Origin of the sequence: Burkholderia sp. Bp8998 (assembly GCF_003854235.1) — a bacterium.
Classification (GTDB): domain Bacteria; phylum Pseudomonadota; class Gammaproteobacteria; order Burkholderiales; family Burkholderiaceae; genus Burkholderia.
In genome coordinates, this window is record NZ_QTQF01000012.1 from 76,993 (window position 1) to 89,532 (window position 12,540).

Below are 12,540 nucleotides of genomic sequence, written 5' to 3' on the forward strand. Positions count from 1 at the left end.
GCGCGCCGGACGTGCACCGCACTCATCGTCTTCTTCCGTCGTCCGAAACGGCGCGCACCCTGCGCGCCGTTTTCGCATTCCGCCACGTCCGGCGTTTAAACTTCGTTGACAATTCGTCGGACGAAAATTTGTCATCATGGTGCTCATGCGACGGGGCCACCATTCAGCCGTTCCACTTCGTCATCCAATAATGAAACGTCGCGGCGCGACATGCAGACACATGCAGCACGCCGCGGCCGTCAATCCGCCACACCACAGGGCAGCGAGCCGACCTCACGACGCATGACGTCGTTGCCGCGTCCCCCGTTCTCCATGCGGGCCGCAAGCGACGCACGCCGCTGCGCCGCAGCACTCACAGCATCCGGGTTGTCGTTTGGCAAGCGCGTTAACAACTTGTTTCGGAATCGTCGGAACCGCATTTGTCCGATGCAATCTCACTGTTACGCAGTCCTGCTGCGCATCCCACCCAATCAATCACGACTCGAGGGAGATACAACGTGAACGTGAAATACTTACCGCTCATCGCATTGACCGTGGCTATTTCTGCTCATGCCGCCGATCCTGCCATGCAGAATGTGGGACAAAGCCAGAAGTCCACGCAGGATGTCTCGGCGTGCATCGCCAAGACCTGGGCCGACAAGTCGCAACAACAGGTGATCTCGCAGAACGTGCTGGCCAACGGCCTCGCGACCGATGTCTACGTACCCGGCCAGCAGCCGCCGAACGGCGCGGCCGCGATGGTTCGCCCGGCGTCGAAGCCGGGCGCGAAGACATGGGTCGCGGTGCGCGGCGACGCCGCTGCCGCGGGCGACATCAACGCCTGTCTGTAAGCGCCGCGCTGGACGGCCTTGCGCCGTCCGCATGCGACAAGCCCCGCTGCGGCGGGGCTTTTTCTTTGGTCGCATCGGCCGCGCGCACATGCCGCGGCCAGCGCTTGCGCGCTTACAGGTAGCTGCAGACGTAGTCGAGCGTCTCGAGCACTTCAATGTCGAAGCGGCTCTTGCCCGGCACCGAGAACGACTCGCCGGCGCCATAGGTTTGCCATTCGCTGCTGCCGTCGAGCTTCACGCGGCACTTGCCGGCCTGCACTTCCATCAATTCGGGCGCGTCCGTGCCGAAGTTGAGCGCGCACGGCAGGATCACGCCGAGCGTCTTGCGCGTGCCGTCCGGGAAGAGCACGGTGTGCGACACGCACTTGCCGTCGAAATAGACGTTCGCGCGCTTGACGACCGATACGTTGTCGAATTGGGTTGCACTGGTCATGTGATGCCTCTGATTGCTGGGTGCCGGATGGCGTGTTGTCGGAAGCCGGCCGGGGCGGCAGGCCGGCCGCTATGATACCGGCTCGCGGCGGGCATGCCGCAAACGTGCCTTGTCGCGGACATGCGACGAATAGTCAGGATCACTATCTGATGCGCTGCGTGACCGCGCACGAAGCGGCTCATCTGAGCCCCTTGCGGCGCGCGGAATCGCGCAGGCAGTCGAGCAGCATCGCCGCGGCCGGCGTGAGCGGGCTGTCGCGGCGCGTGACGACCTGCACGGACACGCCCGGCAGCCGCTCGCGGATCGGCAGCACCGCGAGCTGGTCGCGCGCCCACTCGCCCTGCAGCAGCTGTTCGGGCATCGACGCGATCAGGTCGCAGCCCGTCATCAGGCTGTGCGCGAGCCCGAAGCTCGGACATTCGACAACCCGCTGCGGCACCGGCAGCCCGTAGGCGACGAACGAGTTGAACAGCACCTGGGTCGAGCTTTCGGGCGACGGATTCATCAGCCAGTCGGCCTCGACGAGATCGGCGAGCGACGTGGCCGACGCGAGCGGGTGCCCCTTGCGCGCGACGATCAGCGATCGGCTTGCATAGAGTTCCGCGTGATCGAATTCGGCCGCGAGCAGTTCGGGCACGACGACGGCCACCGCGAAATCGAGCGAGCCGTCGTGCAGCCGCGGCAGCGCGACGCCCGGAAACCCTTCGATCAGATTGACGCGCGCGACCGGAAAGCGCCGCCGGAACGCACGAAACGCGTCCGGCAGGATCGTCACCGCCGCGGCCGGCGTGATCGCCGCCGCGACCGAACCCGTCATCGCGCCCTGCGCCTGCTCGATGTCGTCGCGCGCCCGCTGCATCTCGGCGACGATCAGCCGCGCGCGCACCTGCAGCTGCTGGCCGAACGCGGTGAGCTGCACGCCGCGCGCGGTGCGCACGACGAGCGACACGCCGAGCGCGATCTCCAGCTCCTTGACCGCCTTCGTCAGCGCCGCCGGCGACACGTTCAGGCGCCGCGCGGCCGCGCGGATGCTCCCTTCGTCCGCGACGGTGACGAACGCTTTCAGCTGATGGTATTTCATGGCGGCATGCGTGATTCGTGGAAACCCTGTGCGGCGCGGCGCATGCCGGCTCAGGGTATTCCCGAGCGGCAACCGGTGGTGTGCACCAAAGCAATTTAGCAGCTTCTGGTGCGCAAAAGAAATTTATATGCTGTCACGTCATATGCGCGTCAAACGCCCCACCGGCCCCACAGGAGACACCATGCTGCAAGCCGTGAACCCCGTCATCCCCGGCATCGCCGAGATCGCTCCCGACCTGATCGAAGTGCGCCGCCGCATCCACGCGCACCCGGAACTCGCGTTTGAGGAAACGCTGACGAGCGACCTCGTCGCCGAGCTGCTCGTGGGCTGGGGCTACGAAGTGCATCGCGGCATCGGCAAGACGGGCGTCGTCGGCGTGCTGCGCGAAGGGCAAGGCACGCGCACCGTCGGCCTGCGCGCCGACATGGACGCGCTGCCGCTCGCCGAAACCACCGGCCTGCCTTATGCGAGCCGCCATGCGAACAAGATGCATGCGTGCGGCCACGACGGCCACACCGCGATGCTGCTGTGCGCGGCGCGCCACCTGGCCGCCACGCGCCAGTTCTCCGGCACGCTGAACCTGATCTTCCAGCCGGCCGAGGAAAACTTCGGCGGCGCGAAATCGATGATGGACGACGGCCTGTTCGACCGCTTCCCGTGCGACGCGATCTTCGCGATCCACAACATGCCGGGCCGCGCCGCCGGCGACATGGCGTTCCGTACCGGTGCCGCGATGGCGTCGGCCGACCGCGTGACGATCACGCTGCGCGGCGTCGGCGGTCACGGCGCGATGCCGCACTTCGCGCGCGACCCGATGTCGGCCGCGGGCAGCATCATGGTCGCGCTGCAGACGATCGTCGCGCGCGAGGTCGATGCGCAGCATGCGGCCGTGATCACGGTCGGCAGCGTGCAGGCCGGCGAGACCTTCAACATCATTCCCGAAACCGTCACGATGAAGCTGTCGGTGCGCGCGCTGAACGCCGACGTGCGCGCGCTGCTCGCACGTCGCATCGAAGCGCTCGCGAAAGGCCAGGCGGAAAGCTTCGGCGTCACCGCGGACGTGGATTACGACTACGGCTACCCGGTGCTCGTCAACCACCCGGAACCGACCGCGTTCGCGGCCGACATCGCATGCCAGATGCTCGGCGCCGAGCGTGTCGAGACCGAGGCCGCGCCGCTGATGGGCAGCGAGGATTTCGCGTTCATGCTCGAGGCACGCCCCGGCTGCTATGCGTTCATCGGCAACGGGATCGGCAGCAAGGGCGGCTGCATGGTGCACAACCCCGGCTACGACTTCAACGACGACATCCTCGCGATCGGCGCGAGTTACTGGGTTCGCGTCGCCGAAGCCTGGCTCGCGGCCTGACGGCCCTTCATCACGCAGTTCCGCGCCTTAGCAGGGGAACCTCATGGAAACGTCCGCCCTTTCGTTTACCGGCTCGCCGGCCGATGCCCGCGCCGCCGCGAAGAAACGCCGCCTGATCGCGGCCGCCGCGGTCGGTAACGCGCTCGAGTTCTACGACTTCACGGTCTACAGTTTCTTCGCGATCCTGATCGGCAAGCTGTTCTTTCCGGTGCATTCGTCGTTCGGTCAGCTGATGCTCGCGGTCGCGAGCTTCGGCGTCGGCTTCGTCACGCGCCCGCTCGGCGGCCTCGTGATCGGCATGTACGCCGACCGCGCTGGCCGCAAGAAGGCGATGATCCTGACGCTGCTGCTGATGGCGCTCGGCACTGCGACGATCGCGGTCGCGCCCACCTTCGCGCAGATCGGCATCGCCGCGCCGCTGCTGCTCGTGCTCGCGCGCCTGCTGCAGGGGTTCGCATCGGGCGGCGAAGTCGGCGCGTCGACGACGCTGCTGCTCGAACAGGCGCCGCAGCACCGTCGTGGCTTCTATGCGTCGTTCCAGTTCTCGAGCCAGGGGCTCGCCGCACTCGCGGGCGCGCTCACCGGCGTCGCGCTGACGTCGACGCTCACTGCCGCGCAGCTCGAAAACTGGGGCTGGCGCGTGCCGTTCATCATCGGCACGCTGTTCGTACCGATCGGCTACTGGCTGCGCCGCACCGTCGAGGAAGTGCCGGCTGCCGCGCCTGCTGCCGCACACGCAGCCGACGAGAAGGTCGCGTCGCTGCCGCTCGCCGACGTGCTGCGCCATCACGGCAAGGCCGTGTTCGCGGGCCTCGGCGTGACGATCGGCGGCACGTCGATCCACTACATCATCGTGTTCTACATGGCGATCTACGGCGTGCAGGTGCTGCACCTGCCGACCTGGCTGTCGATGACGGCCGGCTGCGTCGCCGGCGCGATCCTGATGCTCGTGACGCCGATCGGCGGCCATCTGTCCGACGTGTACGGACGCAACCGGATCGTCTGGTGGACGCGCATCGTGCTGATGGCCGCGATCTATCCCGCGTTCATCGCGCTGAACCGCTGGCCGGGCGCCGCGTCGCTGCTGTCGATCATCGCCGCGCTGTCGATCGTGCATGCGATCAACATCGGCGCGACCGGTGCGATGCTCGGCGAGTTGTTCCCGCGCGCGGTGCGTGCAACCGGCGGTGCGCTCGTGTACAGCGTCGGGGTCGCGATCTTCGGCGGCTTCGCGCAGTTCTTCGTGACGTGGCTGATCGCGGCGACCGGTAATCCGAATGCGCCCGCGTGGTATGCGATCGGGTGCGGCGTGCTGACGCTGCTTGCCATTCGCTGCATGGATGAGAAAGCCGGGAAGTCGCTCGATTGAACGACGAACGATGCGCGCGGTGCGCGGCCGGTCGCTGACGCAGCGCACATGCATCGGGCATGATCGCTTCATGCACAACGCCGCGACCACCCTTTCGACGACCACACGCACGACCGCCTTCGGCGGGCCCGTGCGACGAGTGTGCGCAAGATCGTAGCGTCACCGATTCCAACAGGCCCCGCCGGTTCCGGACGGGGTCTTGTCGTTTCTCCGTCCGTATCGGCCACTCAGGAGAAACGCAATGTCCGAAGCCCCTTCCCCGAAACGTGCGCTGCTCGTGATCGACATGCAGTCCGGGTTGTTCCATGGCCCCGATCGTCCGCATGATGGCGAGCGCGTGCTGGGCAACGAACCGGCTGATTCGTCATGCGCACGAAACCGGTGCGCCTGTATTCGCCGTGCGTCACACCGGCCCGGCCGGCTCGCCGATCGCGCCCAATGCACCGATGGCCGCGTTGCCGCCCTTGCGATCGATACGGCACGCGACATCGTATTCGACAAGACCCGGCCGAGTTGCTTCGCGGGCACCCGGCTCGCCGAATGGCTGCATGCGAAAGGAATCGGCGAGATCGTGATTGCTGGGATGAAGACGCAGTACTGCATCGACACGGCGTGCCGGGCGGCGGACGATCTCGGGTTTCGCGCGGTGCTCGTGACGGATGCGCATACCTGCATGGATACGCCCGCGTTGCCGGCCGAGCGGATCGTCGCGCACCACAATGCGACGCTCGGCGGGCCGTTCGCGACGCTGACGACGGCTGAGGCGTGCGCGTTCTGATGTGCTGTTTGCGACAGTTGGTAAAGCGTGAGGGCAATTGCCTCAGCAAAGCCGCGCCGCGCGCATTGCCTTGATACACGATGATGCGTCTCGAACCGACACCACTTTCCTCGAGAGCACCGCGTCTCCGGACAAAAATTGGCTGAGCCGCTTGTCGAAGCGATACGAGAACTTGAGCAGGTCGACGGTGTTCCGAAAGGTCTCTTTGGGCAGCTTGCCCGCCATCGTCGACCGAATGAAGCGCTTGATCAGGCGTGTTGCCCTCACGCCAAACGGGACCTCCACCCGCAAGATCATTGAACACTCGACGAGTAACGGATACATTCGCTTGTCGTACGCACCTTCGACAAACCAGCTGTCCTGCTCGATGATCTTTCCGATCGCCTTCGCCATCGACTCATCCGAGTTCTTCACAAACTTGGCGCCACTCATGTCCCAATAGACGTGGTCGAATTCGTACGTGGCGACATTGAACTTGCGCGCCAATTGCACGGCGATCGTCGATTTCCCCGCGCCCGACGGGCCTACGATGCAAACCTTCATGTTTCAGTCCCCGTTCAATCGCGCATCCGAATGCTCGCGCATGAAATGTTTCAGCTTGGGCAAGAAGAAATCATGCCCACCGATCAGCGCGCCTTCTGCTTCAAAAAGGGGATGCCAATCGAAGTTGAATTCGATGGGTTCACCGCCGGTACTTGAATCGGCCTCGAAATGCGTCCAACACGCCTTCATTTCAATAGCGTCGCTTACCCTGACATGCACGACATGCCGATGCCGGATTTCGCTTCTTCCGAATCTCGTCATCGAGTAGAAATAGTTGCCGAGAACACGCACAACTTCGACATCGTCGATGCCACTTTCCTCGTGTAACTCGCGTAGCGCGGCGACTACCGGCATTTCTCCCTGGTCCAGGGTGCCGGCGACCACCTGCCTTCCGGCTTGCGGTCCAATGCGGCCAGATCCCTCATCTGAAAAAGATTCCGTGTAAGCGTTGCCAAGGGCATCAAGATTACACAACGATCCGTTAATCGAGTGAAGCCTGAGCGTCGATTTCCCCGGGACTCGAAGACGCTTCGTAGAATTGGGCGGCCGAGATGTGCCGCACCAACGTTTGCGGCCCCGCAAAAAAGTTGAGCGAATGTAAATTCGCCGAGCTCGCTTTACCGGTAGCTGCGAGACTATGGACGAACCTTCCACCGTGTCCGTATAACGTCATTCAAGTCCGGTGCGATGCACTGAAGCCACGCACGGCAACAATCCGACAATCCCCGTAAACGCAAAAAAGCACGGATTTGAAACCCGTGCCTTTTGTACATCTGGCGCCCTTCGGGCTCAGAACGTATGCATCATCCCCACATACGCGCCCGTCTGCGACTCGCCCGTCATCGGGCTCGTCCCTGACGTCGCATCGCGCGGCGACGCGAGCAGCGAGAAGTTCGAATTCCCGCCATTCCGCACGTACGCAACCGTGCCGTACAAGAACGTGCGCTTCGACAGGTTGTACGTAGTCCCGAGCACATACATGATCGCGTGCCCCGACGGATCGTGCGACGCGTCACCACCACCGTCGCCGACCTTCACGTAGTACCCACCGCCCGTCACGGCCCACTGCGGCGTGGCCGTATAGGTCGCGCCGAGCCAGTAGTGATCGGCGCGGTCGGCAACACCAGCCGGGCTGTCCGGCGCCTGGTAATGCGTATACGCGCCCTGGATCTTGAACTTCGACACCTTCACGTTCGCGCCGACGAAATACTCGCGCGACGCAGTGAAGATGTTGCTGAACTTGCCGTTGTTGTCGCGCAGCTCGTCATAGATGCCGCGCACGTCGAGCACCGGCGAGTGATACGAGATCATGATCCCGTCCGAGCGGCCGAAATCGTCAGCCGCGCCGTAGTTGAAGCCGCGCGACTGGTTGCCGAACGCGTATTGCGCCTGCACGTCGAAGCCGCCGATCACCGGGCTGTGATATTCGATGTTGTTGCTGCTCTGCTGCCAGTTGCGGCCGCGCACGAGCGATGCCGACGAAAACGCCTGCTGGACGAACGGATCGAATTCCCATACGCCGTCGCTGTCGATGAACAGGTTACGGCCGGCCTGCAGCTGGCCCCACGTGTCGCTCTTCAGCCCGACATACGCGCGGCGCGACCACATGCGTCCGCCGCCCGTGGTGCCGTTCATCACCTGGAACGCGGTTTCCAGGTTGAGGACCGTCGACATCCCGCCGCCGAGATCCTCGACGCCCTTCAGGCCGAACATGCTGGTGCCCCAGTCGCCGCCTTCCGCGCTCCAGCGCGTCGAACTGCCGTTGGGCGTCGCGATGTGGTTCAGGTATTCGACGCCGCCGTCGATACGGCCGTACAGCGTCACGCTGGTCTGTGCGAACGCGCCCGCCGGTGCGGCGGCCGCGATCAGCCATGCGAAGTGTTTGAGTCGCAAAATGTTGCCCCCTCGGAGTCTCGACCGTCCGACCCGCACCCGATGCGCGCGCCGGCGGCCCGTTCACCCGCGATCGATCGAAAAACGCCCGGGGCCCGCCGCGCAGAGCGCAAGCAGGCCGCCCGAGATCGCGATGTTCTTGTAGAAATGAATCATGTTGTTGATCTGCTCGCCGCCCGACATCGTCCAGTAGTGGTGGCCGATGATGCCGGTGCCGATCGTATACAGCGCAAGCAGCAGCGCGAGCGGCCGCGTCTGGAAACCGACGAGGAGCGCGATGCCGACGAACAGCTCCATCACGACGGAGATCGCCGCCGAGATGATCGGCGCGGGCGCGCCCTCGCTACCCATGAACGCGATCGTACCGGAGAAGTCGGCGATCTTCTTCCAGCCGAACATCACGAACAGGATCACGAGCAGGATTCGGGACAACAGCAGCAGCACATCACGCTGGGACGCGAGAAACGGTTGATTCGGTGTCATGGTGTGATCAACGAAAGCGATGCGCGAACCGCGCGCACCGGATTGCCTATGAACCGGGACGGGCGGCCACGCGTGCCGCCCACCCCGCTCTGCAACAACCGGCATCGGGGCCCGCCCGATGTGCTGCGCTCCTCCTCTTGTCAGTGCTGCCCTGCTTCGTGCCGCATCGCGCCTGGCGTCAACGCGCCTTCGCGACGTCCTCCCCGGTCACCTTCGCGGCCGGGTTGCCGAACTGGCCGGTCAGGTAGTTCGCGAGCGCGGCGATCTGCGCATCCGACAGCTCGTTGCGGAACGCGGGCATGCCGACGTCCTCGCTGCCGGCCTTGCGCTGCACGCCGTTCAGGATCACCTGCACCAGGTTCGCCGGATTCGACGCGCCGACCGTCGAGTTGTGGAACAGCGACGGGTAATAGCCGTCCGGCGTACCCTTGCCCTGCATCTGGTGGCACGTCGCGCAGTTGCCGAGATACAGCCGAGCCGGATCGATGCCCGACGACGCAAGCGGCGCGCCGCGCAGCTTCAGCCCGTCTTCCGCCGGCTTGCCCCACGACGAGCGCGACTGCTTCGCATCGCCGCTGGCCACTGCCGGCACCGTGCGGATGTACGTCGCGATCGCGCCGATGTCGGCGTCGGTCATCTTCGAGAAGCTGTGCTCGACCGCCTCGGCCATCGGACCGGCCGCCTGCGCGACGCCCGGCACGCTGCCGGTTCGCAGGTACTGGACGAGCTGCTGCTGTGTCCAGCCGCCGATCCCCGCGTTCGGGTCGGACGTGATGTTGTAGCCGTCCCAGCCCGCCAGCACCGAACCCGACAGGAAGCTGCCGCCCGTCTCGTCGAGCGACTTCTCCTGCATCGCGATGCCGCGCGGCGTGTGGCACGTGCTGCAGTGCGCGAGGCCCTGCACCAGGTACGCGCCGCGGTTCCACTCGGCGCTCTGCGACGGCTTCGGCTGGTACGCGCCGTCCTTCAGGAACAGCCAGTTCCAGATCTTCAGCGGCCAGCGCATGCTCAGCAGCGCGGGGATCTCGTTCTTCGGCGGCGTCTGCTTGACCGGCTCGACGCCGTGCATGAAGTACGCGTACAACGCTTGCATGTCGTCGTCGTTGATCTTCGCGTACGACACGTACGGCATCGCCGGATACAGGTTGTCACCGTTCTTCGACACGCCGTGACGCACCGCGCGCTCGAAGTCGTCGAACGTCCAGTTGCCGATGCCCGTGTCGGAATCCGGCGTGATGTTGCTCGTATAGATCTTGCCGAGCATCGGCACCGGCATCCCGAGGCCGCCGGCGAACGGCTTGCCGCCCTTCGCGGTGTGACACGCCATGCAGTCGCCCGCGACGGCGAGGTATTCGCCGCGCTTGATCTGCGCGGGATCGGCCGAATCGGCCGCGCGCACGAGGCCCGGCAGCGCGAGGCAGCCGGCGAGGAGGAAGGTGAGAGTAGATTTCCGCACGGTCAGACTTCCTTCTTCAGCGTGTCCGACATCCGCAGCGCCAGCGCCGCGATCGTCAGCGTCACGTTCACCGTACCGACGGTCGGCATCGTCGAGCTGCTCGAGATGAACAGGTTCGGATGGTCGAACGTGCGGCAGTCCTTGTCGACGACGGAGTCGCGTGCATCCGCGCCCATGATCGTCGCGCCCGTGATGTGGTTGTTCGGCGCGAACTCGTCGTTGAACACGACCTCCGTGCCGCCGAGCACCTTCGCGGCCGTCGCGTAGACCTCGCGCGTATGGACGGCGCCGCGCTTCACGTAGTCGTCGATCGCATACGTGATTTCCGGGCGCGGAATGCCGACCGCGTCGGTGGCCGTCTTGCTCGGCACGATGCGGTTCTCGGGCTGCGGCAGGATTTCGTGGAAGCAGTCGAACTGCACGTAGCGCGCGGAACGATCGCGGATCCGCGCGTCGAGCTCGTCGGACTTCATCAGCTTGCCGGCCTTGAAGATCTTCTGCGTCTCCTGGTTGATGCGCGACATGTTCGACAGGTGGATCTTCTTCGCGGCTTCGGTCGCGCGGAACGGACCGTCGCGGAAACCGATCAGCGACGTCATCTCCTGCGGGCCGCGGCCCGGCCACAGCTTCTCGCTCGCATAGAACGACACGCCCGTGCCCGGGTGGTCCATCAGGTTGCGCCCGACCATGTCGGAGCTGTTCGCGACGCCGTTCGGGAAATCGCGGTTCGCCGACATCAGCAGGATCTTCGGCGTCTCGATGCCGTTCGCGGCCACCACGAAGTACTTGCCCTCGACGCGATGGTCGGCGCCCGTCTTGTCCTTGTAGACCGCGGCGGTGATGCGCTTGTCCGGCCCGGTCTCGAGCTTGTAGACGACCGCGCTGTCGATCAGTTTCGCACCGGCCTGCTCGGCCTTCTCGACGTGCACGATGCCGTTGTACATCGCGCCGATCGGGCAGATCGGCATGCAGTTGTTGTTCCCGCAACAGGTCGGCCGGCCGTCGTACGGGCGGCTGTTGCGCGCGACCGGCTCGGTCACCACGTGGAACTTCGGGTCATAGCCGTTGAGCGCGCTCTTGATCGTCTGCTCGTTGAACGACAACGGCAGCGGGGGCATCGGGTACGGCTGCTTGCGCGGCGAGTACAGGTCTTCCTCGGGGCCGGGGCCCCACACGCCGAGCTCTTCCTCGGCGCGCTGGTAGTAATGCTCGAGGTCGTCGTACTGGATCGGCCAGTCGCGGCCGACGCCGTACACCGTCTTCATCTTGAAGTCGTTCGGGATGAAGCGCCACGCCGACGCGGCCCAGTGCCACGTCGTGCCGCCCACCGCGCGGATGTACTGCGAATTGAACTTGTGCTCGCCCTTCAGGACCAGGTAGTCGTTCGGCGGGCCGTATTCCGGATGCGGCGCCCACGCGCTCGACGGGTACGGCGCCATGAAATCGGTCTTGTCGACCTGGTTGCGGAAGCGCTCGACGATTTCCCAGCGCGGCATGCGCGGGCCGGCTTCCAGCAGGATCACGGACTTGCCCGCCATCGCGAGCTGGTGTGCAACGATCGCGCCTGCGACACCCGACCCGACGACGACGACGTCGGCCTTTTGCGTATCGGTATCGGCCATCAGGCTTGCCTCTCGATCGGTTTTTCGGCCCAGAAGCCAGGTTTGTTGGGGCAATACGAAGGGATCACGAGCGTATCCGATACCACGCTGAACATTAATGCTTCTTCGTAGGTAATCACGACGTTGTCGACGATGCCGAGATACCACGCCTCGAGAATCGATAGTGCGGAAGCCTGCTGATCGGGCGTCAATGAACCGGACGCGAGCGCGCCGGCGAGCTGCGACAGACCGTCGGCCGTCTTGAACGAACCCTTCTGCAAGGCCTGCAGGAAGCGTTCGCCGAGCACGCGGCTCAGCCCTTTCTTGCCTGTCAGTGCTTCGGAAAGCGTCATGAACGTGTCGAGCGGCGCGGTGCCGGGGTTATCGGCCAGGGCCCGCAACGCGAGCGAGCCGGTAAGGCCCGCCGCTGTCAGCGCCAGTGCGCCCTGCAGCCATTGACGCCGCGTGATGCCGCTTGCGGCTGCGTCGTTGTCACGACGCGAGTGGGGGGTGTTGTCGTTGTGCATGTTTCCTTCTCTCGAACACCGGATTCGGGAAAACCACGCTTGATATTTCTCAAAATTTCGCGCGGCCCTGAAATGTACGCGCACAATTCGGATTGGACAATGCTTTTATAGTCCATTAAATGTTCCGCAATCCGAGACAGTCGACATTTCGCTGCATCTTTGTGTCGTCGACGCGACACT

General features: G+C 64.8%; 13 protein-coding genes. 4 read left to right on the forward strand and 9 right to left on the reverse strand.

Annotation, left to right across the window (positions count from 1 at the left end; genetic code table 11):
• Nucleotides 1–497 precede the first annotated feature (497 nt).
• Nucleotides 498–830, forward strand: coding sequence for a hypothetical protein (locus DIE06_RS14525; protein WP_185733405.1), 333 nt, complete (start codon nt 498–500; stop codon nt 828–830).
• Between the two features lie 112 nt (nt 831–942).
• Here DIE06_RS14525 and DIE06_RS14530 read toward each other — a convergent pair whose 3' ends face one another.
• Nucleotides 943–1,263: a pyrimidine/purine nucleoside phosphorylase gene (locus tag DIE06_RS14530; RefSeq protein ID WP_006478890.1), complete on the reverse strand. Its 321-nt coding sequence runs from the start codon at nt 1,261–1,263 to the stop codon at nt 943–945.
• A 178-nt stretch (nt 1,264–1,441) separates the two neighbouring features.
• Complete coding sequence (locus tag DIE06_RS14535; RefSeq protein WP_124496369.1) at nt 1,442–2,344, reverse strand: LysR substrate-binding domain-containing protein; 903 nt, start codon at nt 2,342–2,344, stop codon at nt 1,442–1,444.
• Between the two features lie 181 nt (nt 2,345–2,525).
• On the opposite strand from DIE06_RS14535, the gene DIE06_RS14540 reads away from it, so the two are divergent.
• From DIE06_RS14540 to DIE06_RS14550, 3 genes are all read left to right on the forward strand, one after another.
• The gene (locus DIE06_RS14540; protein WP_124662002.1) at nt 2,526–3,710 is read left to right on the forward strand and encodes a M20 aminoacylase family protein; all 1,185 of its coding nucleotides are present in this window, start codon (nt 2,526–2,528) and stop codon (nt 3,708–3,710) included.
• Nucleotides 3,711–3,753: 43 nt separating this feature from the next.
• Nucleotides 3,754–5,079 carry an MFS transporter gene (locus DIE06_RS14545; protein ID WP_124662003.1) on the forward strand — a complete coding sequence of 442 codons (1,326 nt, stop codon included), beginning with the start codon at nt 3,754–3,756 and terminating at the stop codon, nt 5,077–5,079.
• A gap of 241 nt (nt 5,080–5,320) precedes the next feature.
• Nucleotides 5,321–5,857 carry an isochorismatase family protein gene (locus tag DIE06_RS14550; protein ID WP_124662004.1) on the forward strand — a complete coding sequence of 179 codons (537 nt, stop codon included), beginning with the start codon at nt 5,321–5,323 and terminating at the stop codon, nt 5,855–5,857.
• Between the two features lie 42 nt (nt 5,858–5,899).
• Here DIE06_RS14550 and DIE06_RS14555 read toward each other — a convergent pair whose 3' ends face one another.
• The 7 genes from DIE06_RS14555 to DIE06_RS14585 form a co-directional block, all read right to left on the reverse strand.
• Nucleotides 5,900–6,400: a (d)CMP kinase gene (locus DIE06_RS14555; RefSeq protein WP_124662005.1), complete on the reverse strand. Its 501-nt coding sequence runs from the start codon at nt 6,398–6,400 to the stop codon at nt 5,900–5,902.
• A gap of 3 nt (nt 6,401–6,403) precedes the next feature.
• Nucleotides 6,404–6,784, reverse strand: a complete 381-nt coding sequence (locus DIE06_RS14560) for an NUDIX domain-containing protein (RefSeq protein WP_124662006.1) — start codon at nt 6,782–6,784, stop codon at nt 6,404–6,406.
• A 405-nt stretch (nt 6,785–7,189) separates the two neighbouring features.
• Nucleotides 7,190–8,293 carry a porin gene (locus DIE06_RS14565; RefSeq protein WP_124662007.1) on the reverse strand — a complete coding sequence of 368 codons (1,104 nt, stop codon included), beginning with the start codon at nt 8,291–8,293 and terminating at the stop codon, nt 7,190–7,192.
• A gap of 63 nt (nt 8,294–8,356) precedes the next feature.
• Entirely contained in the window at nt 8,357–8,776 is a 420-nt protein-coding gene (locus tag DIE06_RS14570; protein ID WP_124662008.1) for a DoxX family protein, read from the reverse strand.
• 178 nt (nt 8,777–8,954) lie between these two features.
• Complete coding sequence (locus tag DIE06_RS14575; RefSeq protein WP_124662009.1) at nt 8,955–10,232, reverse strand: cytochrome c; 1,278 nt, start codon at nt 10,230–10,232, stop codon at nt 8,955–8,957.
• A gap of 2 nt (nt 10,233–10,234) precedes the next feature.
• Nucleotides 10,235–11,854: a GMC family oxidoreductase gene (locus tag DIE06_RS14580; RefSeq protein WP_124662010.1), complete on the reverse strand. Its 1,620-nt coding sequence runs from the start codon at nt 11,852–11,854 to the stop codon at nt 10,235–10,237.
• A complete protein-coding gene (locus tag DIE06_RS14585) occupies nt 11,854–12,360 on the reverse strand; it encodes a sugar dehydrogenase complex small subunit (protein WP_124662011.1) in 507 nt (168 codons plus the stop codon). Before DIE06_RS14585 ends, DIE06_RS14580 begins: the two co-directional genes overlap by 1 nt.
• Nucleotides 12,361–12,540: the final 180 nt, after the last annotated feature.